This window comes from Paractinoplanes abujensis (genome assembly GCF_014204895.1).
Classification (GTDB): domain Bacteria; phylum Actinomycetota; class Actinomycetes; order Mycobacteriales; family Micromonosporaceae; genus Actinoplanes; species Actinoplanes abujensis.
The window spans coordinates 1,730,908-1,756,818 of the sequence record NZ_JACHMF010000001.1 but is presented as its reverse complement, the minus strand read 5'-3'; the positions used below and the strand labels follow the sequence as shown (position 1 = coordinate 1,756,818).

Below are 25,911 nucleotides of genomic sequence, written 5' to 3'. Positions count from 1 at the left end.
TCCGGCACACTGTGGCCCATGGGTCTGGGCCGCCGCGATGTGGGAGCCCTGCTCGGCGTCGCGGTGATCGTCGGCGGCACGGTCGCGTCCATCCTGCGGATCCATGCGGCCGACGACCAGGCCGGCACCGCGGGCGTCGTCCAGGGTGAACTCGCACCGGTCGCGATCGCGCTGGTTCTGCTGCCCCTGCTGGTGGGCTGGTGGTGGAGGGGACGGGGCGGCCATTTCACGCCCGCGTTCCTGTTCGAGCGGCGTTACCGGGCCTACGTCGCGGCCGTCACCCGCGAGGTCGACCTGCGGGGCCTGGTCAGTCCGCCCGAGGTCCCCGTACGGATGGACGAGGTCTACGTCGATGTCAGCGTGGCCCGCCGGCCGGTCCGTGAGGTGGCTTCCGGTCTCGTGCCCACGACGTCGGAAAGCCCGGACCGGCAGTCCATCTGGGATTTCGTGGCGCGACCGGAACCCGCTGTGCTGGCGCTGGTCGGTGGGCCCGGCACCGGCAAGAGCACGCTCCTGCGGCACCTGGCTCGCGCCCTGCCCGACCGTGACCGCGTACCGGTGCTGCTGGAACTTCGCCGGCACGCGGCCGACATCGTCGCCGACCCCCGAGCCCCGCTGTGGCAGATCTGGCGGCTCGGCCTGGGTGACCTGGCCGCGCGCGAACCGAAGGACTGGCTGCGCGGCAAGCTGGAGCGCGGCCGGTGTGTCGTGCTGCTCGACGGGCTCGACGAGGTGCCCTCCCCCGCCGACGACGACCGGGTGCGCGACTGGATCGCCGATCAGATCGGCAACTACCCCGGCAACGACTTCGTCGTCACGTCCCGCCCGCACGACTACGCGTCCGCACCGATCCGGTCGGCCACCACGCTGGAGGTGCGGGGCCTGACCGACGAGCAGATCCGCGCCTTCGTCGAGAACCTGCACCGTGCCCTGCCGCCGCCGCACGGCGACACGGAGGATCTGATCACCCGGTTGCACACCCGGCCCGAGCTGGCCGAGTTCGCCACCAATCCGCTGCTGCTGACGATGATCGTGCTCACCCACCGGGCCGGTGGCACTCTTCCCGACAACCGGGCCGATCTGTACGCCGAGGTCTGCGCGGGCGTCCTGCAACGCCGTGCCCTGTCAGAACGCTGGGGTTCCGGCCTGGACCCGGCCGCCAAGGAGCGCGCACTGGCCGCCCTGGCCTACGCCATGACCGAGGCCGGCGTGCACGAACAACCGTCGTACGACATGCCCGATCAGGCCCGCGCCCTGCTGACCGACGCGGGCGCCAACGGCCTGCTGATCGAGACCCGCCGCCACACGTACGCCTTCGCGCACCGCAGCATCCAGGAGTACTTGACGGCCCGGCACATCGCGGACAACGGTCTGGAGGCCGAGCTGGCCGCCCGGGTCGCTGACGACTGGTGGCGGGAAACCCTGCTCCTGTACGCCGCCGGCACCGATCCGGACCCGATCGTGCGCGCCTGCCTCGACCAGGGTGGCGGAGCGGCGCTGAGCCTGGCCCTGGAGTGCGCCACCGGGGAGGCCGAGCTGGCCGAGCGGGTGGACCAGGCGGTGGCGGACCTGCTGGCGCGGGACGCCGGCTCAACCGACCGCCGGTTGCTCATCCAGTCCTTGGCTCATCGCGAACTGGGCCCGCTGGTGCCCGCCGGGGCCGACCGGCGGGTCGGTCGCCGTCCCGTCTCGCAGCGCATCTACCAGCTGTTCCTCGACGACACCGGGCATCCACGGCCGGACCGCCGGTGGGACAGGCCCGATCCCGGCCGCCCGGCCGAGGGATTGTGGCCGGGCGATGCGGCCGCATTCGTGAACTGGCTCAACGCGCTGGGTGGCGTCATCCGCTACGCGGGCGCCACCCCCGACGACTTGAGCGCGCTCCAGAACGCCGGAGCTCCGTCGAACACGGTCGGTGGCCCGGATTGGAGTGTCGCCACCGACGACACCGCCACGGCGCACGACTTGCTGCGCCGGCTCACCCGTCTGCACGCCATGGGCATCTGTGACGCGCTGGCGGCGCTGCCTGCCGATCAAGGCAACCTGGCCCGGATGTACGGCATCTGCCTGCGCCGCGCGCTGGACACCTACGATCTCGTCGCCGACGGCCTGCGGAAGGACACCCCGATCCACACCCTCGGCTTGGTCAAGCACTTCGGGAACGAGGTGCAGCAGGAGCAGGTCAAGCGGTTGAGTGCGCAGGTGGCCGGGCTACCCACCGCGTGCCGATCGGCCCTCGGTGCGTCAGCCGGACGGCTGGACGCGGTGCGCGCACATCCGTACGTGTGGGGTCACCTCAGGCTGGCCCGGCCCCGCCCGCCGATCGGGGTTCTCGACCAGACGCACACGTATACGTGGGGGTTTCTTGACGACCCCGCTCCCGAGCTGTTCCAGGGCGGATTTCACCGGTTCGTCAGCGTGCAGGTCGGTGACGCCGTGGCCGCAGTCGTCGCGCCCGAACCGGCGGGGGAACCGCCGGGATCGGAGTCGTCGCGGTTTCCGCCACCCCAGCCGGAGAACGCGGCCGCGTTGGTGGCGGCCCTGATCCGCGCCGGTCTGCCCGAGGCCGGCCACCCGGCCGTGGTCGATCTGGCGGGTTGGCCGGACGCCTGCGACGAGCTCCGCTCTTTCCTGAAGAGCAGGGGCGCGCCGGCCCAGGCGGTACTGGCCGATCTGTTGCAGGAGGCGATGACCCCGGCCCTGTCGCGCGAGCGTGCGCCCACGGCGGAGGAGACGAGCCGGGCGTTCTGGTGCGCCGTGGTCATCGCCGCCGGGACAGAGGGACAGCGACCGCACCACATCGCAGAGCTGGCCCGTACGGCGGCTCGGGGAATGGTTCTGCTGTATCACCGGTCGAACGGCACCAAGCCCGGCGACCGCCTTTTCCTGACGGCCACCTAGGGCGGGTCGTGTCGCTGCGCCGCGGCCGCGGGTTTTCCGATCACAGCAGCCACGGGTCCATGCCGCCACCGCTCGGCGGGTCGGCGATGACGGGTGGCGGGGTTCGCCGGCGGCGCACCGGGCGCGCCGCACGATCAAGAACCTTCCCCCGTACGCCGGGAAGCCCGAAACCGAACCGCGTGAGCTCCCGCGCCCGCGGGCCGGTGGGGATGTCGCGCGGCAGGGTGGCCACCGCGACCAGCCACGTCGGCAGGTCGAGCAGCCGCAGTATCGCGGCCAGCCGCTCCGACTCGTTGACCAGTTCCGGGTCGAGCCGGTCGCCGAGCAGCCCGGCCAGGTCATCGGCACGGTCGGGACGCCCGGCCACCTGGGCGAACGCGGCCGCGTGGGGCACGCCGAGCGGGTCGTCCAGCACGTCGTCCTCGGCGCCGGGCTCGCGTGACGGGTCACTCACGTAGCGGCCCAGCTCCTCGCCGTCCGACCACGCCACCAGGGCCAGCTGCCGGTCGCGCAGGACCCGGACGACCAGCACGGTGCCCGCCAGTTCGGCGCCGACCTCCACGATGCCGCGCCGGCCCGCGGCGACCGTGCCGCCCGCGGCGATGACCGGCAGCCACCCGCTCTCCGGCGCGCCGGCCCAGCCGGTGAACCGCAGCCGGCGCAGCACGGCGGTGACCGGCTCGGCGTCCCCGGCGCGAACGAGGGCGACCGCGTACGTGTCACCGGCCGGGCCGTCGTTTCCGGGCGTGGGGGCGTACGGGAAAACCATGGTCTTGAGGCTATGCCGCGGGAGCGACGTCCTCGAACCGGCGGCCCATCTCGACGAACAGCGCGGCGTTGAGCTTGAACGCGAGCTGGGACTCGGCTACCAGCGCGTCGAGCCCGGCCGGCCCGAGCACGGCGGGCAGCGAGTCGAGACGTTCCCGGTAGGCGGCTTTGTACGCCTTGCTGTCCGGAATGTCGAGGAAGGAGTAGAACGCGACACCGCCCGGACCGAGACCGTACGTGCGGGCGACGGACCGGCCGACCATCAGACCGCCGCTGAGGTCGCCCAGGTAGCGCACGTAGTGGTGGGCGATGAAGTGGGCCGCCGAGTCGTGGCACTGCTCGCGCAGCCGGGCCACGTACCGCCGGGTCGCCTCGAGCGGGCGCACGTCGGCCGAGCCGAGGAACTGCACGTCGGCCTCGAGCGACGGCACCCGGTCGAGCAGCGGGTCGGCGAACCCGGCGGCCACCTCGTCGGTGCGCATCCGAGCCGCCGCCGCCTCCAGCTCACGGTAGATGTGCAGGTATTGGGCGGTCAGGACGGCGTACCCCGCGTACGGGACCTCGCCCGCCATCAGCCTCGAGATGAAGCTGCGGGTCTCGGCCTCGCGATGCTCAGCCATGGTGGCGCGGCGGATCCGGGCGGCGAACTCGGTCATGAGACACGACCTTTCGGGTACGGCGTCGGTGCACACCGGCACGCGGCGTTAGGTCAGCCTTACCTAAAGCGGACTCCAACGCAAGATCGCTTCCGTCGCGCCGGCGTGAACAGCGCCCCAGCCATCCGGGCCGCCACCACCCCCAAGATCACCGTGCCCCCCTGGCCCACCCTCCTCGGGGGCCACCGTCCACTGCCCATTATCGTCCCCTTGGCCGATCTTGGGACGGCCCCTGTGGACAACGCCGGACTGTGGACGACCGCGCAGTGATCAGCGAAATGTGCTACCGACGAAGCCGTCAGTCGTCGTCGCCACCGTGCCGCCCACCACGGTCGTCGTCGCCGTGCCGGCCCTTGTCGTCGCCACCGTGCCGCCCGCTGCGGTCGTCGTCCCCGCCGCGCCCCCGGTCGTCCCCACCGCGGTCGTCGCCGCCGCGGACCCGGTCGTCGTGGCCGCGGTCGTCCCCGCCGCGGCCGCGGTCGTCGCGGCCCCGGTCGTCGTCGCGGACCCGGTCGTCGCGGTCGATGTCGTGGTCGGTGACCGCGCCCGTCCTGCGGTCGATGTCGAGGTCGTGTTCGACCCCCTTGTAGACGACCTCGATCTCCCACACGGCCCGCCCGTGCTCGGTCTCGGCCTCCACCTTGGTCACCCGGCCCCCGCCGACGACCGACAGCGCCTTCGACCTGGCCTGGGTGATCGAGACGGCGTGGGCGGCGTGGCCGGCCGCGTCGCCCAGGCCTGTCGTCGCCGACGGGCTGCCGCTGCCGCGCGGAGCCGGGGTGACCGAGCCGGGCTCGACCGTCTCGAACGGCAACGGCGAAGACGACTCGAACGGCAACGGCGAAGACGACTCGGAGGGCGACGGCGACACCGAGGACGACGAGGACGAGGGCGACGGCGACGGGCCGGCGTCGTCCCCACCCGCGGCCAGGGCCGTCCCGGTGACCCCGAGAACGGCGGCCGCCCCGACGGCGGCGGCGACAGCGTATGAGCGCTTCATGATGGTTCCTCCCGGTTGTTGTAGCTGACAGGGAGAAGGTTGCCGCGAACATGGATAGCGCCGCGCTGCATGATCCCTAAGGCCGGGTTAAGAGCATCGTGACCACGGATCCGCCCTCGTCACCGTGGATCTCGAACTGTCCCCGGGCGGCCCGGCGGGCGATGTCGAGCCCCAGCCCGGTCGAGTCCCCGCCGCTGACTCCCCGCCGCGCCACCCCGGCCGGCATGCCGGGCCCCCGGTCCGCGATCGTGAGCTCGACCCCCGCCGGTACGGCCGACAGCCGTACGGAGAAAGGGGTCTCGTCAGGCGTGTGGGCGAAGACGTTGCCCAGCAGCGCGTCGACCGCCGCCGCCAGCTCGTCGGCCGAGACCGCCACCGGCTGCGGCCCGGCCACCAGGTCGACTGTCATCTCGCGCCCGGTGTCCTCGGCCAGCACGGCCCAGAACGCCGCCCGGTCGGCCACCACCTCGGCCGCGTCGCAGCGGGCGGGCTCGGCCGACTCCGGGTCGGTGCGGCGCCGGGCCTGCTGGATCAGCCCGCTCACCGCGCGTTCGAGGGCGTCCGCGGCCGCGCTGAGGCGGGCGCTCTCCTCGGGGTCACGCAGCCCTTCGGCCTCCAGCCGCAGCGCGGTCAGCGGGGTGCGCAGCCGGTGCGACAGGTCGGCCACCTGTTCCCGTTCGGCCCGCAGCAGCTCCTGGATCCGCCCGGCCAGGTGGTTCAGGGCGCCGGCCACCTCGCGCACCTCGGCCGGGCCCTCGGGCGCGGCGCGGGCGGTCAGTTCGGCGTTGGCCAGCCGGTGCGACACGTCCGACAGGTCGGTGATCGGGCGGGTGATCGTCCGGGCCAGCCGGTCCGCGACCAGCATGCCGAGCGCCACGAGCAGCGCGCCCAGCCCGAACAGCACGATCCAGGAGCGGGTGACGCCGGTGCTGCCTTCGGCTGCCGAGACCACCGTACGGATGACCGCCGTGCCGTCGCGGCCCTGCACCGACACCACGATCTCGCGCGCGCCGCCGTCGGACACGGTGAGGCTGCGGCTGCCCCGCCGGGCCAGTTCGACGGCCGGGGTGGCGGCCTGCTGGGTGCCGAGCACGGTGCCGTTGCTCAGGTAGACGGTGATCGGGCGGCGCGACGTGGCGGCCAGCTGCTCCACGGTCAGGCGCAGCTCGTCAGGGCCGGCCCGCCCGACGTCGGTGATGATGCTCTGCACGTCGGCGGTCGCGCGCACGGTCGCCCGGTCCTGCGCGACCTGGCGTACGAGGAAGGCCAGCGGCACCAGGAACGCGATCATCATGAGGCTCGTCGTGGCCAGCACGAGCAGGCGGAGCTGACCCCTCACGGCTGGGCGCCCAGTCGAACCCCGACTCCCCGTACGGTGTGCAGGTAGCGCGGCGCGGTGGCGCTCTCACCGAGTTTGCGGCGCAGCCACGACAGGTGCACGTCGACCGTCTTGTCGGCCCCGCCGTACGGGATCTGCCAGACCTCGGTCAGCAGTTCACGCTTGGTCACCACCTGCCCGGCCCGCGTGGCCAGGTGGTGCAGCAGGTCGAACTCGCGCGGCGTGAGCTCGACGGATTCACCGGCCAGCCGCACCGTACGGGCGGAGGGGTCGATCACCAGCTCACCCACGGTGATCGCCGGGTCGGCTGACGGGGTGGCGCCGCGGCGCAGCACGGCGCGGATCCGCGACTCCATCTGCGCCGCGGTGAACGGCTTGACCACGTAGTCGTCAGCGCCCGCGTCGAGCACCCGGACGATCTCGGTCTCGTCGTCGCGGGCGGTGGCCACGATCACCGGCACCTGGCTGACCGCGCGCAGCATCCGCAGCACCTCGCGCCCGTCCAGGTCGGGCAGCCCGAGGTCGAGCACGACCAGGTCGGGCCGGTCGGTGAGCGCGGACTGCACGCCCTCCATGGCGGTCGCGACGGAGGCGACGGCGTGGCCGCGCTCCTTGAGGGCACGCATCAGGGGCGTGCGGATGGTCGCGTCATCCTCGATCAGCAGCAGCCGGGCCATTGCCCCGAGGGTAGTCGGCCCGGCCGCCGTGACCTGCGCCCTTAACCCTCTCTTAGCACGGTCACGAGACAGTGTTAGCCCTCGGTCGGGCATAGTTGCTGTCCATGGCTCCTCGTTCCCTCGTGGCCGGCGCCGGCTGGGTGGCCGCCGCTCTGGTCGCCACCGTCGCCGGGCTGGGCGGTATCCGCCTGGTCGGCGACAGCCTGACCGGCTCGAACGGCGGCGTGCTGAGCCAGGAGGACGTGTCGCGCGCGCTGGCCGCCGCGACCCCGGCCCCGGCGACCGCCTCCCCGGCCTCCCCCACCCCGGCGCCGGCGCCTTCTTCACGGCCCCCGGCCCTGACGAGTTTCCGCAGCGCGGGTGGCGTGGCCCTCGCGGGCTGCCGGGGCAACCTGGCGTACCTGGAGCGCTGGTCGCCCGACCCGGGCTACGAGGTGCGCGACGTCGACGAGGGCCCGGACGACGAGGCCGATGTCCGTTTCGAGAACTCCGAACGTCACGTCGACCTGAGGATCACCTGCTCGGGCGGGGTGCCCAGCGCCCGCGAGCACGCCAACCACGGCGGCGACGACTGATCACGTGCCCGGGGGCGGCGCGCACCGGCTGAGAGCCTGCTCGAGCTCGGCGGCGGGGAACGGCGTCAGCTTGCTCGTGTGCTCGACCTCGCGGGCGAAGCCGTGCATCAGCAGCGCGACCTCGGTGTATCGCTCGACGATGCCGGCGGCCGGTTCCGGCAGTGCCAGGCGGCCGGTCCGGGCCCGCAGGTGAGCCAGGCTGTCCCACCAGGGCACGTCGAGCAGGTTGCTGATCAGCCAGGTGGTCAGGTGCATGGCCGTGTAGGCGCGGTCGTAGACGACGCGCCGGTTCAGGAAGGCGGACTCGTCAGCGGTGTGGCTGAACCCCGTGTGCGTGGCCAGGCCGAAATCGGCGAAGTAGACACGGTGCCCATCGGTGAGCAGGTTGCGGAAGTGCGCGTCGAAGTGGACGAAGCCCTGCGAGCGCAGGAACTCCGTGCCGCGGCGCACCTCGTCGTCGACCATCGCGTACGCGGGCCGGCGCTGGAGCCAGGTGTCCACCGTGTACGGGATGTGTTCGAGGAAGAGCACGATCGAGGCGGAAGCGCTGCCGATCGCCTGGAGCCGAGCCCGTACGGCGTCGTTGCCGTCCCAGTGCCGCACCCACTTCTCCAGATCACCGGGCCCGGACGGTGTTTGGGGCAGCACCCGCCAGTGATGGAGCAGCGGGAAACCGTCGTACTGCCCGTCCAGCACCCATCCGGTCGTCATGGTGTGCGCCGCGACCTCGCGCCACACGCCGAAACCGGCCGAGCCGATACCGTACTGGTAGAAGGCGGGCAGCCCGAAGAGGTTGGCCGTGGAACCGGGATGCGCACGCTCGAGGTCGGTCAGCGGCACCCGTTTGACGAACACCGGCACCTCGCCGACGTGGATCGTCGTCGTGCTGCCGCCGATGCCCGCGGCCGGGGCCGAGCCCGCCCCCAGCAGCGCTACGACCTGGGCGTCGTCGAGGCCGGCCAGCCGCTCCGAAACCGTCGCGTGCCGCTGTGAACGCTCCGCCGTCATGGCGATCGACTATAAGACTTCGACAATTGTCTATTGATTGCTCACTCGGCGGACGGCGACAGCCGAAACCCTGACGGCATCGTTGTCTCTTCGGGAGGGTCACATGGATCGTCGCACTCTGCTGCGTGCCACCGTCGCCGGGGCCGGTGGACTCGCGCTGCCGTTCACCGCCTGGCCGGCGGCGTACGCGGCGCCCGCGCAGAACGCCACCGGGCCGTACGGGCCCTTGCAGGCGGCCGACGCCAACGGCATCCGGCTGCCCGCCGGGTTCACCAGCCAGGTGGTGGCACGCTCACGGCAGACGGTGCCGGGGACCTCCTACGTGTGGCACGACGCCCCCGACGGCGGCGCGGTCATCCCCAACGGCAGCGGCTGGGTCTACGTCTCCAACTCGGAGGTGTCCTCGTCGGCCGGGGGCGGGGCGTCGCGGCTCGTCTTCAACGCGGCCGGGCAGGTCACCGGGGCGTCGCGGATTCTCGGCGGCACCAACCAGAACTGCGCGGGCGGCAAGACGCCGTGGAACACCTGGCTGTCGTGCGAAGAGGTCAGCCTGGGCCGGGTCTGGGAGACGTACCCGCTGGGCGGCGCGGCAGTGGTGCGCCCGGCGATGGGCCGGTTCAAGCACGAGGCGGCCGCGGCCGACCCCGTACGGCAGGTCGTCTATCTGACCGAGGACGAGACCGACGGCAAGTTCTACCGCTACATCCCGGCCTCGTGGGGCAACCTGGCCACCGGCACGCTGCAGGTGTTCCGGGCCGGCACCGCCACCTCGGGCTCGTTCACCTGGGCCGACGTGCCCGACCCGGACGGCTCGCCGACCGCGACCCGCTACCAGGTCTCCGGGGCCAAATCGTTCAACGGCGGCGAGGGCTGCCACTACGCCGACAACAAGGTCTGGTTCACGACCAAGGGTGACAACCGGGTCTGGCAGGTCAACCTCGCGACCGGCACGTACGAGCTGGCCTACGACGACAATCTGGTCACTTCGGGCACGGCTCCGCTGACCGGGGTCGACAACGTCACCGGTTCGCCGTCGGGTGACCTCTACGTGGCCGAGGACGGCGGCACCATGGACATCTGCCTGATCACGCCGTCGTCCGCCACCGTGTCGGTCTTTCTGCGGATCAGCGGGCAGAGCGCATCGGAGATCACCGGCCCGGCCTTCACCCCGGCCGGCGACCGGCTCTACTTCTCGTCACAGCGCGGCACCTCCGGAGCGTCCTCCGGCGGCATCACGTACTGCGTGACGGGACCGTTTCGCTAGGATTTTCGAGCGTCCAGTACGGCTGCTACCGCCGCGACGGTGACGACCGCGCAGGTCAGCAGCACGCCGCGCACCCCCCAGGCGACCATGGCCACCGAGAGGAAGCCCCAGACGACCCCGGCGGCCACGAGCACGGTGATCAGCACCGGCCGGGGCCAGCGGGGCCAGGGCGCCCGGCTCAGCGTGGGGTAGTCCGTGGTCAGGCGGGCGACGATGTCGTCGAACTCCCTGCGCTTGTCCTCGGTGCTCATCCCGATCGACCTCCTAGTCGAGCAGTGCTCCCGAAGGCACTGTACGTCGGAGAACTGTCCCCCGGATCGAAAGATCTTCACGAAAGTTCCCCGGCGGCACTGATGTCTTCCCCTCCGGGAACATTTTGAACCGGCCGCGCCACCGCTTCTACCACCTGGCGAAGACCCGGGCCTGACCACCCGAACCGTCCAGATACGGGATCAGGCCGACGGTCAGCGTGGCCCCGTGGCGCGGGATCCGGTCGAGGCCGGCGAGGTTCTCCACCCCGTACCGGTCGGCGCCGGTCAGGGCCAGATGCGTCTCGAAGCCCGCCGAGATGCCGGGATCGATGCTCAGTGTGTCCACCCCGAGGCTGCGGATCCCGCGCTTGGTCAGCAGCCACTCGCAGGCGTCCACACTGAACCCCGGGAAATGCAGCTTGCCCGCGCTGTCGGTGCCCCGGTAGGCGGCCGCGTCGCCCGCCTTGGCCGCCCAGCCGCTGAACATCAGCACGGCGGCGTTCCGGGGGATCCGGTCGTGTTTGCGCTCGTACGCCACCAGGTCCGCCACGGTCACCGTGGTGTCCGGCTCCCGGGCCGCCCGCCGGGCGATGTCGATGACCACGGCTGGGGTGATGAGCTCGGAGAGGCTGAGTTCCTCCGACGTACGGCCTCCGGCGGTGAAGTGCGCGGGCGCGTCCACGTGAGTGCCGAAATGCTCGAGAATCGTCCATTCCTGCATGTAGTACCCGTCCTTCTCCACTGTCGTGGCCGTGCGACGGGACGGCTCCTCGCCCGGCTCGAAGGCCGGGAACGACGGGGTCACCACGTGGGTGAGGTCCTGCAGGCCGGAGCGTCCGGGTGCCGCCTGGGCGGGTGCGGGCGTGGCGACCGCGGCCGCCGTGGCGGCGGCGCCGAAGATCAGTGAACGGCGGGTGACTTTGTCGACACACATGGTCGCAACGTATCGGCTTCCAGGAACTTGTCATACCCCTCCGCCAGGATGTCCCCCGAGCCCGGCGGAGGGACCGACCTGCCCGGGGACACATCCACGGCTACGTCACCAGCCACCCCGAGCGCTATCGCCTGATGACCCGGCCGGCCGGCGACGGTGCCCGACGACGACCCGATCGCTGACTCAACCCCAGGCCCAGCCGGACGGCGCCCCCGACCCGACGTCAAACCCGCTCGACATACCGACTGCGGGCGCGGGGCTGCGGCCTTCAGGGCCGGGACTGCCGCCGGTGTGGCAGCCGGCTCCGGGCGCAGGCGGCGGTCACTGGGCGCGGGCTGCCGTCAGTGTGGCCGTCGGCTCCCCGGCGCGGGGCGGCGGTCAGTGGGGCAGCAGCAGGTCGAGCAGTTTCGCGCAGTCCTCGTCGGTGGCTGGGACGCCGTGTGTCTGGTCCCAGAGCACGACGCCGTAGAACGCCAGATGCGCGATCGTCGGCGCTCGGGGCACGTCGGCGCGTTCGAGCACCCGCCGGAACGGTGCGATGGCGCGCGCGGCGGACGACGTCATGAGCTCGGACAGTTCGCCCGCTCCCCCGGCCCGGACCGCTTCGATCATCGCGCGCCCCTCGGGCCGGGCCGCGTTGTCGCGGAGGGCGAGCAGCAGGGCGAGCAGGTCACCGCGCAGCGAGCCGGTGCCGGGGTCGGTGTCGTACTGCGCGAGCAGTGGCTCGACGACCGCGGCGAGCAGCGCGGCTTTCGTCGGCCAGCGGCGGTAGATGGTCGTGCGGTTGACCCCGGCCGCTTTGGCCACGCCGTCGATCGTCAGCCCGCCGAACCCCGATCGCGCGAGTTCGGACAGGGTCGCCGCGCGCACGCTTTCGACCACTTGCGCGCTGCGCGGTCCCTGCTGCACGCCACGCGTACGTCGTACGGGCTGGTCCATGCCCTCATTCTGCAATGGCAACAGACCGTTGCCTTTCGCGGGCGGCGCGCCTAGCGTCGGACCATGGACGTCGACTTCGTGGTCGTGGGTTCGGGGACGGGCATGATGGCGGCGCTGGCGGCCGCCGAGGCCGGCCTGTCCGTGCTGATCGTCGAGAAATCGCACTATTTCGGCGGTTCCACCGCGCTTTCCGGCGGTGGTTTCTGGGTGCCGGGCAACGCGTTGCTGCGCGAGGCCGGGGTGGCCGACTCCAGCGAGCGCGCCCGCGAATATCTGCGTCACGTGACGGCCGGCGAGACCCCCGAGGAGCGCTGGCAGACGCACCTCGCGCACGGCCCGGCCGCCGTGGACCTGCTGCGGCGCCGCACTCCGCTGCGCTTCCAGTGGATGACCGGCTACGCCGACTACTTCCCCGAGCTGCCCGGCGGCTCGGCGACCGGCCGCGCGATGGAGCCCCAACCTTTCGACGTACGGCGGCTGGGCGCCGACCGCGCCCGCTTGCGCCCGGCCGCGCTGGCCGCGCCCTTCCCGATGCCGGTCACCGGGCGCACGTACAAGTGGCTGAACCTCGTGGCCCGCCACCCGCGCGGCATCGTCACCGCGGCCCGGCTGCTCGGCCTGGGGGTGGGCGGCCTGGCGATCCGGCGCGAATACGTGGCCGGTGGCAGCGCGCTGGCGGCGGGCCTGTTCGCCGGGGTGCGCGCCGCGAAGATCCCCGTCTGGTTCGAATCCCCGCTCAAGGACCTGGTGATCGAGGACGGCCGGGTCTGCGGCGTGGTGGTGACCAGAAACGGCCAGGACGAGACCGTACGGGCGGCGCGTGGGGTGCTCCTGTCGGCGGGCGGTTTCGACCGCAACCGGGCGCTGCGCCACGAGCACCAGTCGCCGCAGCTCGACACGGACTGGTGCCTGGGCAACCCCGAGAACACCGGTGACGTGCTGCCGATCGCCCGGGCCGCCGGGGCCGACCTGGCCTTCATGAACGAGGCGTGGTGGTTCCCGGCCGTGCCGGTGCCCGGCCCCATGCCCGGCCCGCTGCTGGCCGAGCGGTCCCTGCCCGGCCAGATCATCGTGGACCAGCAGGGACGGCGCTTCATGAACGAGGCCGTCAACTACATGAGCGCGGGCCAGATCATGATCCAGCAGCAGCTGCCGGTGTGGATGATCTTCGACCAGCGCTACCGCAACCGGTACGTCTTCGCCGGCAGCGTCTTCCCACGGCAGCCGCTGCCCCGGGCCTGGTACGACAGCGGGCTCGCGGCCCAGGCCCCGACGCTCGACGACCTGGCCGCGCAACTGGGGCTGACCGAGCTGCCGGCCACCGTCGAACGCTTCAACGCGCAGGCCGCCGCGGGTCGCGACGACGACTTCCACCGCGGCGACAGCGCCTACGACCGGTATTACGGCGACCCCACGATCGGGCCCAACCCGTGCCTGGGCCCGATCGACCGGGGCCCGTTCTACGCCGTGCAGGTGGTGCCGGGCGACCTCGGCACGTGCGGCGGGATCCGGGCCGACGGTTTCGCCCGGGCGTTGCGCCCCGACGGCAGCGTGATCGAGGGCCTGTACGCCACGGGCAACGCGGCCGGCAACGCCTTCGGCCGGGTGTATCCGGGGCCGGGCGCCACCATCGGCCAGGGGTTGAGCTTCGGCTACACGGCGGCCCGGCACGCCGCCGGGAAGCTGACCGCCTGAACCCGGCCGCAGCGGGCGGCCCGCCGCCGGGAAGCTGGCCGCCTCGACCCGGCCGCAGCGGGCGGCCCGCCGGGCGGGATCGCGCCGCCGCAGGCCGGCCGGGCGTCAGGCGGCCCGGCGGGCCAGCACGAGCCAGCAGCGCGGGGTGCCGTCGCCGCGGCGGCCCATTGTCTCCAGGGCCTCGATCTCGACGGCGAAGCCGGCCGCGGTCAGGTCCTTGCGGAGCGCGGGCAGGGGCGTCGTGCGGTAGTACATGACGAACGGCGGACGCCACACGGCGTTGCGCACGCGCATCACTCCGTCGAAACCGAGCAGCACCCAGTGTGCGATTGACGTCATCGGCGGCGGCTCACCGATCGCGAAGGCGAACAACCCGCCCGGTTTGAGCGCCCGGTGCACACCCTCGAACAGGGCCGGTCGTTCCTCGGGCAGGAAATGGCCGAGCGCGCCGAAGCTGACGGCCAGGTCGAAGCTCGGCTCGAACGGCAACGCGCGCACATCGGCACGGACGAGCGTGGCGCCCGGATGCTGGTTCCCGGCCTCAGCGAGCATGCCCGCGCTGAAGTCGACACCGGTGATCGGTCCCTGACACACCGCCCGCAGCACCGTCAGCCCCGCGCCGGTGCCGCAGCAGACGTCGAGGCCCGCGTCGAACGGCCCCCGCTCGGCCAGCGCCTCGGCGGTCGCCTCGATGATGCCGTCCGGCGTCCGGAAGGGGGTGTGGTCGAACTTGGGCGCGAGCAGGTCGTAGCCGCGTTCGACCGACGACAGCGCCTGCACGGTCAGTTCGCGCAATGACGGACCTCGGGGCGAGAACACCGTACGAGCTTAGCCGCGGAGGTGGGGGGAACACCTCCGCGGCCGAACGCGGGCGCACACGGGCGCACGCTCAGAAACGAACCTCGCCCTGGTTGAGCACTCGCGGATGGAAGTAGCCGGCCTGGATCTCGGCGTTCGAGTTGTTGCCGCGCAGCTGCTCGGACCACACCATGAAGTACGCCCACCGCGGCTGCGACGTCAGCAACCTGGCGTCGGGCACCTTGCCCAGCTCGGCGAGCGCGATCGGCTTGCCGGCCGCGATCGTCTGGATCTGCTGGTAGTCCGCCGCCGACGGGTACGCCTTGTACCAGGCGTCGAGCGACACCACGTCGGCGTAGCCGCTGCCCGGGTAGTACTGCGACCAGCCGCCGGCCGGGTTGTCCTGCACGTTCCAGACCCAGATCAGGTTGTCCAGGCCCTGGCTGTCGAAGTAGTCCTTCATCTGCTGGAAGATCTTCGCGCCGCCGTTGGCGCCGGGGCGGCCGCCCCACCAGTTCCACGTCTCGTTCATCTCGTGGAACGGCCGCCACAGCACCGGCACCCCGGCGTCCTTGAGCTGGCGCAGGTAGGGCACCACTTCGGCCATCCGGCTGCGCCACGTCTGACTGAGCGCGGTGCCACCGGTGACGACCTGCTGGAACTGGCTGTCCGAGATGCGCGTCTTGACGCCGCCCTCGAACTCACACGTCCGCCCGACGGTGGGCGAACACGCATGCCAGGTGAGCGCGACGAGGGATCCGTTGCGCCATTCCGTCTTGGCCTGATCGATCACGCGCTGCCGGTTGTTCACGTCGTCGGAGCGGAACATCATGTCGCCGCCCCACAGCCCCGGCCATTGCCCGGTGACGTCGTGCACCTGCTGCGTGTACGCACCCGGAGCGGCGGCCGGTTCCTTGTTGTGCTGCCCGGACACGATCGAGGTCCCGCTGATCGACCGCAGATAGTTGATAACCGTCGACTTCGGGGTGGCCGCGAACGCCGAAGCGCTCGTCGCCTGATGGACCATGCCCGCACCGAGCAGCGCCGTGACGGCGCCGACGGCCATGACCGGTCGGTACTTCCTCATGGAGGGGATTCCTTTCCGTTGGGGGACGGACTTTCACTCACCGCGGGACCGGTGCGGGTCCGCGGAATCGATGGCCGGAGCTGCACGCGCGTGCTGTTCGCGCAGCACCGTGGACAAGTCGGTCAGGACCCAGGGCGCCTCGACCAGGGCCGGGTCGAGCGCGGCCGGGCCCCGTACGTGGAAGACGGTCGACTCGCCGGGAAGCAGCGTCACGAACCCGCGGTCGACGGTTGCCCGCGCATGCATCCGATCGGCCTGAAGCAGCACGTCCCGAGCGAGCCCGTCCGCCCGTACGGTCACATCCAGCCCGCCCTCGACGGCCACCACGCTCACGCCCAACCCGGGATCGGCCAGGTCGAAGTCGGAGAAGAACCACAGATCCCGTACGCCTCCCGCCTCCGCGACGAGGACAACCGAGGGGTTCCCGCCCGGCGAGCCCGGCACGCTCCGCCCGTCCGGGAACGCACCCCGCGACTCCACGGCGACCGGACCGGCCGGGACAGGGAGGAGCAGGTTCGAGCGCGGAGGGACCTCGAACGGCACTTCGAGCACGTCGTGCGCAGCACCCGAACGGTCCGGACGCGCAATGTGCGCAACGTCCGTCCAAGGTTGCGCATCGTCGTTCATGAGCGCGACGACCAACTCGCCGTCACGCGGCTGGATCGTCACCGTGCGCGGCGCGTACAGGGAAGCCAGCTCGAAGTAGAGCGGTTTGAGGCGTCCCGCGCCGTCGATGGCGGCCCACGAGATGACCGGCCACAGGTCGTTGAGCTGCCACAGGATGGTGCCCGCGGTGTGCGGCCAATGGGAGCGCCAGTGCGCGATTCCCGTGCGGACCGCACGCACCTGGTTGAGCTGGGTCAGGTAGTGCCAGGCCTCGGTGCTGCTCGGCGCCGGGAAGTGCGCGTCCAGGCCGCGCGCGAGTTTGCCGTTGCCGTCGATCGCCTTCTGGTGGTGCAGCACGCCGGGCGAGTCGGGGCGCATCGGCTCGTCGGTGACCGCTTCGCGCAGCGTGCGCCAGGCCGGGGGCGCCTGCCAGCCGAACTCGGCCACGAAACGCGGCGCCGAGTCGCGGTAGTGCAGGTAGTCCTCGCGGTTCCACACATCCCAGGAGTGGAACGTGCCGTGGTCCACGTCGTTCGGTTCGTGCTCCCACGAGCCCGACCACGGGCTGCCGGCCATGTACGGCCGTGTCGGGTCGGCCTCGGCCACGATGTCGGGCAGCGTCTTCAGGTAGTAGGTCTCGCCCCAGCTCAGGTCGCCGCCGGGCCGGGAGTCCCAGTTGTCGGCCCCGTGCAGCCACAGGTTCTCGTTGTTGCCGTTCCACGCGACCAGGCTGGGGTGCGGCGCCAGGCGGACCACGTTCTCGCGCGCCTCGGCCACGACCTCGGAGTGCAGCGGCTCCTCCTCCGGATAGCAGGCACACGCGAACAGGAAGTCCTGCCACACCAGCAGCCCGAGTTCGTCGCACACCTCGTAGAAGTCGCGGCTCTCGTAGAGGCCGCCGCCCCAGACGCGCACCATGTTGACGCCCGCCGCGGCCGCCTGGCCCAGCCGCAGGGCGTAGCGCTCCCGGGTCATCCGGGCCGGGAAGATGTCGTCGGGGATCCAGTTGACGCCCTTGACGAGTACGGCTTCACCGTTGACGTGGAACACGAACTGCCCACCGGTCTGATCGATGTGGACGCTGCGGAAGCCCGTCCGCCGCTCCCACCGGTCCAGTTCGGCCTCGCCGTCGAGCAGCACGACGGTCAGGTCGTACAGCTGCGGCCGGCCGTAGCCGCGCGGGTGCCACGGCTGCACGTCATCGACGTCGAAAGTGAGCGTTTCCGCGTACGGGCCGTCGAACAGCACCCGGTCGTCGAGCAGAACGCGCATGCGCAAAGTGCGCGATGATGCGCGCTCGACGCCCACGGTCAGGTCGAGCCGGCCGCGGCTGGATCCGTACGTCAGCAAGGGTTTGACCTCGCTCAGGCGGGCGACACTCCAGCCCTCGAGCCGCACGCCGCGCCAGATGCCCGCGGTGACCAGCGTGGGACCCCAGTCCCAGCCGAAACTGCACGCCATCTTGCGCACGAAGTTGAACGGTTCCGGGTAGGCGTTCGGCCGCTCGCCCAGCTGTGCGCGCAAACGCTCAGCCTCCGCGTACGCGGACGTGAACCGAACACGCAGCGGGCTCGCCGACGCGCCGACCAGTTCGGTCACGTCGAACCGGTAGCTGCGGTGCATGTTGCGCGCCGACCCGAGCACCACACCGTCGAGCTCGATGTCGGCCACCGTGTCGAGCCCGTCGAAAACGAGGTCGATCCGTTCCGGGCGCGGCCCGTCCCAGGCGACGTCCCGCGCGTAGACCCAGTTTGCGCGGCCGACCCAGTCCACCGCCTTCTCGTTCTCGCCCAGGAACGGGTCGACAATGGTGCCGGCGGTCAGCAGGTCGGTGTGCACACAACCGGGCACCGTCGCCGGGAGCGAACCGGGCGGGCCGCTCAGGGTCCACGGGCCGGACAGATCCGTCGTACGCATCGCACTCATTTCGTGGCCCCCGCGGTGACGCCGTTGTAGATGAAGCGCTGCAGCAACAGGAAGATGACAACCGTCGGGAGGATGACGATCATCGTGCAGGCGGCGATGGTCTCCCATTGCGCGCCGTACGGGCCCTTGAAGCGGAACAGCGCGGTCGAGATGACATTGAGCTCCGGGGAGCGCATGTACAGAAACGGTATGTAGAACTCGTTGTAGATGGCGATTCCCTTGATGATCACCACCGTCGCGATCGCCGGCCGCATCAGCGGCAGAATGACTTTGCGATAGACGGTGAACCGGTTCGCACCGTCGATGACCGCCGCCTCGTCCAGGCTTCTCGGAATCGACGACATGAATTGGAGGAAGATGTAGACGGAGACGATGTCGGTGCCCAGGAACAGCACGATCGCGGCCCCCGAGGTGTTGACCAGGCCCATCGACTTCACGATCTGGTAGGTGGCCACCTGGGTGGTCACCCCGGGCACGAGCGCGGCCACCAGGAACAACCCCAGGACCAGCCGCTTGAGGGCGAAGGTGAACCGGCTGATCGCGTACGCGGCCAGGGTCCCCACGAAAACGGTGCCGGTCAGGGAGATCGCGAGGATGACGGTGGTGTTCCAGAATCCCCGGAGCATGTGCCCCTTCGACCAGGCGGTGGCGAAGTTGTCGACATTGAACCAGTCCCGCGGCGGTGTCAGTGGGCCCGTCGTGCCGTATTCGGCGTGCGTTTTGAACGCCGCGAACAGGACGACGACAAGCGGCCCGAGCACGATCACCGAGGCGCCGACCAGGGAGACGTACTTGAGGAATCGGGTCATGACAGGCTCACTTCGTCGTCGGGAACGAGCCGGCGCTGGATCCAGGTGATGAGCAGAACCAGCAGGAGCAGGACGACGGCCATCGACGACGCCAGCCCGATCTGCCGGAACTGGAACGCCGTCTCGTAGGCCTGGATGACGAACGTGCGGGTGCCGTTCGCGCCGCCGGTCATGATGAACGGGATCTCGAAAACGGCCAGGCTGCCCGAGATGGCCAGGATGAAGCTCAGGCTGATGATGCGGCGGATGCCCGGCGCGATGATGTAGCGGAACTGGTGCCAGCGGTTCGCGCCGTCCAGGTCGGCCGCCTCGTAGATCTCGCCCGGAATGGACTGGATGGCGCCCAGGAACAGCACGAAACTGAGCCCGGTGAACCGCCACACGGACGTGCCGGCGAGCGCGATGTTCGCGACGTCCGGGTCGCCCAGCCACAAACGCGCGTGCTCCCCGAGCCCGGCCAGCCGCAGCACGCTGTCGAGGGTGCCGCCGGGCTGGAACAGGTACAGGAAGACGAATCCGACGGCGACCCCGTTGAGCAGATACGGGAAGAACAGAATGCCCTTGAACAGATTGCGGAACCGGGTGCTGAAGGACAGGATCACCGCGAAGTACAGGGCGATGGCGATCTGCGCGAACGACGCGACGAAGTAGTACAAGCTGATCAGGAACACGCGCCAGTACCGCTCGTCGGTGAACACCCGCACGTAGTTGTCCCAGCCCACCGGGTCCATGGCCGGGCTCAGCCCGTCCCACTTGTGGAAGCTGTACCAGACCATGTTGCCCACCGGCACGTAGGTGAACGTGATGAGCAGGATGAGCGCGGGCGCCAGGTAGAACCAGTGGACGGGAATCTTCTTCCTGGGGGGTCGTTTCGTCGCGACCTCGGGCCGCGGTGGCGAGAGCAGCGCCGTCATCGCATGACCCGCGAGTGTGCGTCACCCCAGCGCTTGTTCAGGTCGGCGAAGTACGAGTCCTTGGTGCCCTTGGCCGCGCCGCGCGCGATGTCGACCAGCTTCTGGCGGTAGATATGGCCGGCCAGGTCGATCTCGGACTCCTTGATGATCTCGTCCTCCTTGCCCGCGTTGGTGGTCGCGGCGGGCAGTTCGACCAGCTCGACGCCGGTGTCCTGGAAAGCCTGCAGCCCGGCCGGCAGCGGCTGCCCGACGGCGGGCGGGATCGCCTCCTGGTCGCCGGCGAAGCCCGACTCGTTGACGAACCAGTCCAGCCAGGCCCGCGCGGTCGCCTTGTTGCCGGAACTGCGCGAGACGGCGGCCTTGTAGTCGCCCTCGATGCGCGCGTGGAACGTGCCGCCGGTCTGATACGGGAACGGCCAGAACGCGATGTCGTCCGGGTCGGCGCCGGCCGCCGTGGCGGCCGCCTTCATCTGCGGCACGGCCCACGAGCCGAGCAGCATGGTCGCGACCTTGCCGGTGGCGATCATCGGCTTGGAGCCCTCCCAGTTCGTCGTGAGCGGGTCCTTCTCGATGAGCCCGTTGTGCACGATGTCGAACAGGAGGCCGTCGGTGATGTACTCGATCTTGCCGGGCTGCCACGGCGCCGGGTCGGCCGGGAACTTGTCGTTGATCGCGGGGTCGGCCAGGATCGCGCGCTGGCTGTTGAAGAAGCCGAGCGGCCAGCCGTCCTTGTAGTTGGTGTAGAACGGCACCGCACCCGTCGACTGCTTGATCTTCGTCAGGCCGGCCAGGAAAGCTTCGGGCGTCGAAGGCGGCGCGGTGATGCCGGCCTGTTGCCAGATCCGCTTGTTGACCACGAATCCGTTGGCGACGCCGCCGATCGACAGCCCGTAGACCTGCCCGTCGAAGGCCTTCTCGTCGACGAACCGGTACTTCGCCTTGAGCTCCTCGGTGCTGCCCAGCGGCTCGAAGAACTGTCCCAGCTGGTCGACCGCGACCGTGTTGGGGATCAGCAGCACGTCGCCGTAGTCGCCCGAGCTGAGCTGGGCCGTGACGTCGCCCTCGTAGTTCGTGACGGCCTCGAACCTGACCTTCGTGCCCGGATACTTCGCCTCGAATTCCTTCGCGTACGCCGGGAGCGCCGTCTCGGCCAGGTCGGTGCGGTTGGTCAGCACCGTGATCTCGCCCGTGACCTCGCCGCCCGCGCCGCCGTCGTCGTCGCTGCCGCCCGCGCCGCCGGTGCAGCCGGCCGCCAGGGCCAGCGTGGTCGCCAGCCCGAGGCCCAGCCAATGCCTTCTGGTGGTCATGCCGGTGTCCGTTCGCTCAGAAATGTCATCGAGAAGAGCGGATGCGCGCCGCCCTGGTGAGCGCCCAGCATGAGGCTGCCGTTGCGGCCATGTCAACCTTAGATTAATAATTTAAGTGTTGCCGGGGCGTGCGGGGAGTGTGGTGAGCTGCACCAACAGTCAGCTCGTGCTGGCTCGGGCCACGAGGTGGGCCGCCGGGGCCTCGTACACCTCGGGGGGCCGGCCCGCCATGGCGTCGAGCAGGGCTCCCCCGGCCAGCTCGCCGATCCGGCCCACGTCGTGGCTCATCGCGGACAGCGGCGGCGTCGCCAGCTGGCACAGGGCCGAGTCGTCCCACGCGACCACCGACACGTCACCGGGCACGTCGACCGCGCGTTCGCGCAGCTCGTCGAGCACAGCCAGCGCCATCAGGTCGTTGTCGCACATGATGGCGGTCGGATTCTGCGCGAGCAGGTGCACGGCGGCCGCGCGGCCCGACTCGTACGAGTAATCACCCTCGGCCCGCAGCAGCGCCACACCCCGTACGGCGGCCTCGGTCTCCGCCCCCATCTGGCGCAGCTGCGTATGCGCGAACGTGAGCGGCCCGCTGATGTGCCCGATCACCTCGTGACCACGATCGGCCAGGAAACGCACGGCCTCCTGCGCGAAACCGGCGTCGTCGGTCCACACCGTGGCCAGCCCGGGCGCGGTCGACGGCGCCCCGAGCACCACCGCCGGCAGCTCGAGCCGCCCGACCAGGGCCACCCGGGCGTCGTCGGGCGCGAGATCGACCAGCACGACGCCGTCGACGAGCCGCTGCGCGGCCCACCGCTCGTACACGGCGCTCTCCGCCTCACGGTCGGTGACCACCTGGACCAGCACCGACACCCCGGCCGGGGTCAGCACGCGCTCGAGACCCTCGAGGAACTCGTGGTAATACGGCTCCTCACCCAGCACCCGCGACGCGCGCGCGAGAACCAGGCCGACCCGCCGCTGAGGCTGTGTCACCCAGGTACGGTAACGCGTGGCCAGCCGCACGAGACAAGGACCGTACGCCCATGGCACGTCGTGAAGCGCCCGCGGCCGGGCCGGGCAGCCGCGCCCTGGTCGTGGACGTCGTGCGGTCGGCCGGGGCGATCAGCCGGGTCGAGCTGGCCGAGCTCACCGGTCTCACCCAGCCGTCCATCTCCGGCATCGTGCGCGACCTCATCGCCGACGGCGTCATCCACGAGACCGGCTCCGCCGATTCCGTCCGCGGGGCGCCGCGCAAGCTGCTCGCGATCAACCCGGCCAACCGGTTCGGCATCGGCTTCCACGTCGGACCGGAATCGGTGACCTGCGTGGCGGTCGACCTCACCGGCGGGGTGGTCGGCCGCGAAGTGGTGCCGCTGGTCGACGACTTCGGCCGGCGCTTCGACGACTTCGTGGCCGGGCTCGACCTGCCCCGCGACCGCATCGAGGGCCTGGCCATCGTCGCGCCCGCGGGCCGGGTCCCCGCCTCGCGGGGCGTCGAACTGGCGGCCGCCCTGGGCCTGCCGGTGCTGGTCGAGAACGACTCGGCGGCGGCCGCGCTGGGCGAGTTCTGGAGCCGCCGGGTGTCACGCGACCAGGCGTTCGGCAGCGTCTACCTCTCCACCGGCATCGGCGCCGGCCTGGTCTTCTCGGGCGCGCTGTTCCGCGGGGCCAGCTTCGACGCCGGGGAGCTGGGACACCTTTCCATCGCCTACGACGGCAGGCCGTGCCCGTGCGGCAACCGCGGCTGCGTCGAGCGGTACGCCTCCACGGCCGCCACGGTCGCCGCCGCGCGCGACCACGCGGGCCTGTCCGCTCGCCTGCGACTCGACGGTTCGATCCCGACCGCGTACGACGCCGTCGCCCGGGCCGCCGTCAGCGGTGACGCCGAGGCGTTCGCGCTGGTGGACGAGGCCGCGAAGTACCTGGCGGTCGCGGTGACGTCGACGGTCAACCTGCTCGACCTCGGCCGCCTGGTGCTCACCGGGCCCGGCATGGCCGTGGCGGGCTCGATCTACGCGCGCCGGCTGCGCAGCCACCTGGCCGCGACCGCCCATGCCCGCCACCGGCACGAGGTCGTGGTGGAGCTGTCGGCCCAGCCCCGCGACGCGGCCGCGATCGGCGCGGCGGCTCTGGTCGTTCAGGCGTCGATCGCCCCCGGGCACACCCGCTCACCGTCGTAGCGCCGCGCCCGGCCCACCGTGAGGCCCCGCAACCGGGACTACCGGCGCAGCTCGTAGTCGAGCAGCAAGCCGCCCGAAGTCGTCGAGCGGGAACGCAGCAGATGCAGCTTCGTGGGCGGCTTGTCGTCCTCGAACAGTTTGCGGCCCCGACCGGCGACGACCGGGAAGACGACCAGGCTGATCCGGTCGATCAGGCCCGCCGCCAGCAGCGCGCGGGACAGGCCGAGGCTGCCGTGCACGCCGATGTCGCCGCCCGGCTGGGATTTGAGGTCACGGACGGCATCGAGCGACGACACCACGGTCGTCTTCGCCCACTCCTCGGACAACGGCGACGACGTGAACACGTACTTGGGAACGCTGTTGATGAAATCGGCGAACGGCTGCATGTCCGAGGCCGGCCAGTAGGACGCCCACTCGTCGTACTGGGCCCGGCCGAGCAGCACCGCGTCCTGCGTGCCGATCACCTCGGCCAGGTTGGTGTGCATCTGCTCGTCGAAATCGAAGACGAAAGTGTCGGGGTTCTCGGCGACGCCGTCGAGGGACATCAGGGTGTAGAGCACAACGTTTCGCATGCGGGTAGGACCAGCGGAGTGGCCGGAACTAATCGGCGAGGTCCACGATTTCGCGTCCCAACGGCCAGAAAGCGACCGGGACCAGCTTGAAGTTGGCGATGCCGAACGGGATGCCGATGATGGTCACGCACTGCGCGACGCCGGCCACGATGTGCGTGAGGGCGAGCCACCAGCCGGCCACGACGACCCAGATGATGTTGGCCAGGCCCGAGCCCACGCCGATGCCGGGGCGGCTGACCACCGTACGGCCGAAGGGCCACAACGAATACACGGCGAGCCGCAGCGAGGCGATCCCGAACGGGATGGTCACGATCAGCGCGAAACAGATGAGGGCGGCCAGACCGTAACCGATCGCCAGCACGAAGCCGCTGCCGAAGATGAACCAGAGGACGTTCAGTATCAGTCGCACAGATCAAGCATGCCTGGCCTGATCAACCGTCCCCGTTGGTCTTGCGGTTCGCGTCGTCGGCCGTCTCCGCGATCGCCGTGGCGGTGGCCAGCGCGGCCGCGTCCTGATCGGGCGGCACCGCCGCGTCGCCCGCGTCGGCCGGCTGGTCGTCGGGCTCACCGTCGGACGGCCCGACCGCGGAGGCCAGCAGCGCCGAATTGGGAATGTTGAGCGGCCCCTCGGACGTGTCGAGCACCGTGTAGAGCAGACCGGCCGAGACGATCGTGCCGTAGTGCGGCCCGCCGATCGCGCCGGACAGGACGCGCACCTGCTGACCGGGAATGTACGGCCGGGCGAAGAGCAGCACGAGCCCCGCGAACAGGTTGCTCAGCACGGGTTGCGCGGCCAGGCCCAGGATGACGCCGGTGACCGCGCCGCCGACGAGCAGATGCTGCAGCCCGACACCGAGCAGGTCGCAGACCGAGAACACGGCGATCAGGTAGCCGCCGAGCAGCACGAGCAGGCGCAGCGGCGTGGCGGCCGAGTCACCCGCGCGCAGCCGCATGATGCGATGCACCTCGCGCGCGGCCGTGCGACTGGCCATGATGCCGGCCACCGCGACCACCACCGCGCACCCGTACGCGATGAGCCGAGCCCGCAACTCGGTCGACTTGATGTCGCCGACCTGACTCCCGACGATCAGCGCGGCCAGCGCGATCAGCCCGTACGCCACCGTCTTGCGGAAGTCGGGTCGAACATGCTGTTCCAGCAGCGGCACTCCGAACATGGTGACGCGATCCTATCGGGGTCGCTGCAAGATCAGAGACCACCCTCCAAACGTCCGACGTTTGCCCGGAAGTTTCGGCAAACCTTTCCCGTACGAGGGTCCACTCGCCCGTCGCACCGCGGAAGCGCGATGCTACTGAGCAGTTAGTAGGCTCCCGAACACACCACGCATTTACCGCAAGTTTCCGGAACTTGTTGACTTTGCCGGTCAGGCATCACAGGATGGAACGCATCGACGGACCTCAAAATCCGCCGATCCGGGCCCCCGGAAGGCCCGGCCTGCCGGTGTCGTCCCCGCCGGGCCCCGGCCGGCAGTCCCGCGCTGCGACGGCGCCGCCGTGCGGTGGCCTCCACCCTTGGCCACCGAATCCGCCACGCCGGCGTCGTCGCTCGCTCCCGCCCCCCTCACGGGCGCACCGCAAACCGGGTAAACCACGCTCATATGCCGGCGCCCGGCTTTTCCTGCCGAGGCTCACCACGACCCCGGACAGACCGCACCGGCGCCCTGCACGAGACCTCCGACTCGCGGCTCAAGGC

General features: G+C 71.0%; 24 protein-coding genes. 5 read left to right on the top strand and 19 right to left on the bottom strand.

The genetic code is table 11. From position 1 onward, the window contains the following. Positions 1–18 precede the first annotated feature (18 nt). Positions 19–2,901 carry an NACHT domain-containing protein gene (locus BKA14_RS07495; RefSeq protein ID WP_184950180.1) on the top strand — a complete coding sequence of 961 codons (2,883 nt, stop codon included), beginning with the start codon at positions 19–21 and terminating at the stop codon, positions 2,899–2,901. Positions 2,902–2,941: 40 nt separating this feature from the next. Here BKA14_RS07495 and BKA14_RS07490 read toward each other — a convergent pair whose 3' ends face one another. The 5 genes from BKA14_RS07490 to BKA14_RS07470 all read right to left on the bottom strand — a co-directional run bounded on the left by BKA14_RS07490 (position 2,942) and on the right by BKA14_RS07470 (position 7,341). Then, a complete protein-coding gene (locus BKA14_RS07490) occupies positions 2,942–3,670 on the bottom strand; it encodes a hypothetical protein (protein ID WP_184950179.1) in 729 nt (242 codons plus the stop codon). Positions 3,671–3,680: 10 nt separating this feature from the next. Beyond that, positions 3,681–4,325 (bottom strand): biliverdin-producing heme oxygenase, encoded by a 645-nt coding sequence (locus BKA14_RS07485; RefSeq protein WP_184950178.1) that lies wholly within the window; start codon positions 4,323–4,325, stop codon positions 3,681–3,683. A 298-nt stretch (positions 4,326–4,623) separates the two neighbouring features. Then, positions 4,624–5,325, bottom strand: a complete 702-nt coding sequence (locus BKA14_RS07480) for a PepSY domain-containing protein (RefSeq protein ID WP_184950177.1) — start codon at positions 5,323–5,325, stop codon at positions 4,624–4,626. A 76-nt stretch (positions 5,326–5,401) separates the two neighbouring features. Then, positions 5,402–6,664 carry a HAMP domain-containing sensor histidine kinase gene (locus BKA14_RS07475; protein ID WP_184950176.1) on the bottom strand — a complete coding sequence of 421 codons (1,263 nt, stop codon included), beginning with the start codon at positions 6,662–6,664 and terminating at the stop codon, positions 5,402–5,404. Further along, positions 6,661–7,341 (bottom strand): response regulator transcription factor, encoded by a 681-nt coding sequence (locus BKA14_RS07470; protein ID WP_184950175.1) that lies wholly within the window; start codon positions 7,339–7,341, stop codon positions 6,661–6,663. The genes BKA14_RS07475 and BKA14_RS07470 overlap by 4 nt, the downstream gene beginning before the upstream one ends. A gap of 104 nt (positions 7,342–7,445) precedes the next feature. On the opposite strand from BKA14_RS07470, the gene BKA14_RS07465 reads away from it, so the two are divergent. Beyond that, positions 7,446–7,916 (top strand): septum formation initiator, encoded by a 471-nt coding sequence (locus BKA14_RS07465; protein ID WP_184950174.1) that lies wholly within the window; start codon positions 7,446–7,448, stop codon positions 7,914–7,916. Here BKA14_RS07465 and BKA14_RS07460 read toward each other — a convergent pair whose 3' ends face one another. Further along, a complete protein-coding gene (locus BKA14_RS07460; RefSeq protein ID WP_184950173.1) occupies positions 7,917–8,924 on the bottom strand; it encodes a protein kinase family protein in 1,008 nt (335 codons plus the stop codon). Between the two features lie 103 nt (positions 8,925–9,027). Between BKA14_RS07460 and BKA14_RS07455 the strand changes: the two genes are divergently transcribed. Then, the gene (locus BKA14_RS07455; protein WP_184950172.1) at positions 9,028–10,188 is read left to right on the top strand and encodes an alkaline phosphatase PhoX; all 1,161 of its coding nucleotides are present in this window, start codon (positions 9,028–9,030) and stop codon (positions 10,186–10,188) included. Here the strand turns inward: BKA14_RS07455 and BKA14_RS07450 are convergent. The 3 genes from BKA14_RS07450 to BKA14_RS07440 form a co-directional block, all read right to left on the bottom strand. Then, positions 10,185–10,439, bottom strand: a complete 255-nt coding sequence (locus BKA14_RS07450; RefSeq protein WP_184950171.1) for a hypothetical protein — start codon at positions 10,437–10,439, stop codon at positions 10,185–10,187. The genes BKA14_RS07455 and BKA14_RS07450 overlap by 4 nt on opposite strands. Before the next feature lie 148 nt (positions 10,440–10,587). Then, positions 10,588–11,373 (bottom strand): cyclase family protein, encoded by a 786-nt coding sequence (locus BKA14_RS07445; RefSeq protein ID WP_184950170.1) that lies wholly within the window; start codon positions 11,371–11,373, stop codon positions 10,588–10,590. A gap of 378 nt (positions 11,374–11,751) precedes the next feature. After that, positions 11,752–12,312 (bottom strand): TetR/AcrR family transcriptional regulator, encoded by a 561-nt coding sequence (locus BKA14_RS07440; RefSeq protein ID WP_184950169.1) that lies wholly within the window; start codon positions 12,310–12,312, stop codon positions 11,752–11,754. Between the two features lie 63 nt (positions 12,313–12,375). On the opposite strand from BKA14_RS07440, the gene BKA14_RS07435 reads away from it, so the two are divergent. Continuing rightward, positions 12,376–14,007: an FAD-dependent oxidoreductase gene (locus BKA14_RS07435; RefSeq protein ID WP_184950168.1), complete on the top strand. Its 1,632-nt coding sequence runs from the start codon at positions 12,376–12,378 to the stop codon at positions 14,005–14,007. Positions 14,008–14,112: 105 nt separating this feature from the next. Here BKA14_RS07435 and BKA14_RS07430 read toward each other — a convergent pair whose 3' ends face one another. The 7 genes from BKA14_RS07430 to BKA14_RS07400 form a co-directional block, all read right to left on the bottom strand. Beyond that, complete coding sequence (locus tag BKA14_RS07430) at positions 14,113–14,826, bottom strand: class I SAM-dependent DNA methyltransferase (RefSeq protein WP_184950167.1); 714 nt, start codon at positions 14,824–14,826, stop codon at positions 14,113–14,115. Positions 14,827–14,896: 70 nt separating this feature from the next. Then, the gene (locus tag BKA14_RS07425; RefSeq protein ID WP_184950166.1) at positions 14,897–15,892 is read right to left on the bottom strand and encodes a glycosyl hydrolase; all 996 of its coding nucleotides are present in this window, start codon (positions 15,890–15,892) and stop codon (positions 14,897–14,899) included. Between the two features lie 33 nt (positions 15,893–15,925). Continuing rightward, positions 15,926–18,415 carry a glycoside hydrolase family 2 protein gene (locus BKA14_RS07420; RefSeq protein ID WP_239092412.1) on the bottom strand — a complete coding sequence of 830 codons (2,490 nt, stop codon included), beginning with the start codon at positions 18,413–18,415 and terminating at the stop codon, positions 15,926–15,928. 5 nt (positions 18,416–18,420) lie between these two features. After that, positions 18,421–19,233 (bottom strand): carbohydrate ABC transporter permease, encoded by an 813-nt coding sequence (locus BKA14_RS07415; RefSeq protein ID WP_184950164.1) that lies wholly within the window; start codon positions 19,231–19,233, stop codon positions 18,421–18,423. Continuing rightward, entirely contained in the window at positions 19,230–20,147 is a 918-nt protein-coding gene (locus BKA14_RS07410) for a carbohydrate ABC transporter permease (protein ID WP_184950163.1), read from the bottom strand. The genes BKA14_RS07415 and BKA14_RS07410 overlap by 4 nt, the downstream gene beginning before the upstream one ends. After that, on the bottom strand, positions 20,144–21,454 hold the full coding sequence (locus BKA14_RS07405; protein WP_184950162.1) for an ABC transporter substrate-binding protein: 1,311 nt from the start codon (positions 21,452–21,454) through the stop codon (positions 20,144–20,146). The genes BKA14_RS07410 and BKA14_RS07405 overlap by 4 nt, the downstream gene beginning before the upstream one ends. A 159-nt stretch (positions 21,455–21,613) precedes the next feature. Beyond that, on the bottom strand, positions 21,614–22,441 hold the full coding sequence (locus BKA14_RS07400) for a LacI family DNA-binding transcriptional regulator (RefSeq protein WP_184950161.1): 828 nt from the start codon (positions 22,439–22,441) through the stop codon (positions 21,614–21,616). Positions 22,442–22,491: 50 nt separating this feature from the next. On the opposite strand from BKA14_RS07400, the gene BKA14_RS07395 reads away from it, so the two are divergent. Next, positions 22,492–23,628, top strand: a complete 1,137-nt coding sequence (locus BKA14_RS07395; protein ID WP_184950160.1) for an ROK family transcriptional regulator — start codon at positions 22,492–22,494, stop codon at positions 23,626–23,628. A gap of 38 nt (positions 23,629–23,666) precedes the next feature. On the opposite strand, the gene BKA14_RS07390 is transcribed toward BKA14_RS07395, so the two are convergent. Genes BKA14_RS07390 through BKA14_RS07380 form a run of 3 tightly spaced genes read right to left on the bottom strand, consistent with a single transcriptional unit; the run spans position 23,667 to position 25,375 of the window. Further along, positions 23,667–24,200 carry a dihydrofolate reductase family protein gene (locus BKA14_RS07390; protein WP_184950159.1) on the bottom strand — a complete coding sequence of 178 codons (534 nt, stop codon included), beginning with the start codon at positions 24,198–24,200 and terminating at the stop codon, positions 23,667–23,669. A gap of 28 nt (positions 24,201–24,228) precedes the next feature. Then, complete coding sequence (locus BKA14_RS07385) at positions 24,229–24,609, bottom strand: YccF domain-containing protein (protein WP_184950158.1); 381 nt, start codon at positions 24,607–24,609, stop codon at positions 24,229–24,231. Positions 24,610–24,631: 22 nt separating this feature from the next. Next, positions 24,632–25,375, bottom strand: a complete 744-nt coding sequence (locus tag BKA14_RS07380; protein ID WP_184950157.1) for a mechanosensitive ion channel family protein — start codon at positions 25,373–25,375, stop codon at positions 24,632–24,634. Positions 25,376–25,911 lie beyond the last annotated feature (536 nt).

Coding starts and splice junctions, on each gene's coding strand:
- BKA14_RS07410 (WP_184950163.1), bottom strand. CDS start 20,147: ATGACGGCGCTGCTCTCGCCACCGCGGCCCGAGGTCGCGACGAAACGA.
- BKA14_RS07380 (WP_184950157.1), bottom strand. CDS start 25,375: ATGTTCGGAGTGCCGCTGCTGGAACAGCATGTTCGACCCGACTTCCGC.
- BKA14_RS07465 (WP_184950174.1), top strand. CDS start 7,446: ATGGCTCCTCGTTCCCTCGTGGCCGGCGCCGGCTGGGTGGCCGCCGCT.
- BKA14_RS07390 (WP_184950159.1), bottom strand. CDS start 24,200: ATGCGAAACGTTGTGCTCTACACCCTGATGTCCCTCGACGGCGTCGCC.
- BKA14_RS07455 (WP_184950172.1), top strand. CDS start 9,028: ATGGATCGTCGCACTCTGCTGCGTGCCACCGTCGCCGGGGCCGGTGGA.
- BKA14_RS07480 (WP_184950177.1), bottom strand. CDS start 5,325: ATGAAGCGCTCATACGCTGTCGCCGCCGCCGTCGGGGCGGCCGCCGTT.
- BKA14_RS07415 (WP_184950164.1), bottom strand. CDS start 19,233: ATGACCCGATTCCTCAAGTACGTCTCCCTGGTCGGCGCCTCGGTGATC.
- BKA14_RS07460 (WP_184950173.1), bottom strand. CDS start 8,924: ATGACGGCGGAGCGTTCACAGCGGCACGCGACGGTTTCGGAGCGGCTG.
- BKA14_RS07495 (WP_184950180.1), top strand. CDS start 19: ATGGGTCTGGGCCGCCGCGATGTGGGAGCCCTGCTCGGCGTCGCGGTG.
- BKA14_RS07445 (WP_184950170.1), bottom strand. CDS start 11,373: ATGTGTGTCGACAAAGTCACCCGCCGTTCACTGATCTTCGGCGCCGCC.
- BKA14_RS07425 (WP_184950166.1), bottom strand. CDS start 15,892: ATGAGGAAGTACCGACCGGTCATGGCCGTCGGCGCCGTCACGGCGCTG.
- BKA14_RS07485 (WP_184950178.1), bottom strand. CDS start 4,325: ATGACCGAGTTCGCCGCCCGGATCCGCCGCGCCACCATGGCTGAGCAT.
- BKA14_RS07490 (WP_184950179.1), bottom strand. CDS start 3,670: ATGGTTTTCCCGTACGCCCCCACGCCCGGAAACGACGGCCCGGCCGGT.
- BKA14_RS07435 (WP_184950168.1), top strand. CDS start 12,376: ATGGACGTCGACTTCGTGGTCGTGGGTTCGGGGACGGGCATGATGGCG.
- BKA14_RS07420 (WP_239092412.1), bottom strand. CDS start 18,415: ATGCGTACGACGGATCTGTCCGGCCCGTGGACCCTGAGCGGCCCGCCC.
- BKA14_RS07405 (WP_184950162.1), bottom strand. CDS start 21,454: ATGACCACCAGAAGGCATTGGCTGGGCCTCGGGCTGGCGACCACGCTG.
- BKA14_RS07440 (WP_184950169.1), bottom strand. CDS start 12,312: ATGGACCAGCCCGTACGACGTACGCGTGGCGTGCAGCAGGGACCGCGC.
- BKA14_RS07450 (WP_184950171.1), bottom strand. CDS start 10,439: ATGAGCACCGAGGACAAGCGCAGGGAGTTCGACGACATCGTCGCCCGC.
- BKA14_RS07395 (WP_184950160.1), top strand. CDS start 22,492: ATGGCACGTCGTGAAGCGCCCGCGGCCGGGCCGGGCAGCCGCGCCCTG.
- BKA14_RS07470 (WP_184950175.1), bottom strand. CDS start 7,341: ATGGCCCGGCTGCTGCTGATCGAGGATGACGCGACCATCCGCACGCCC.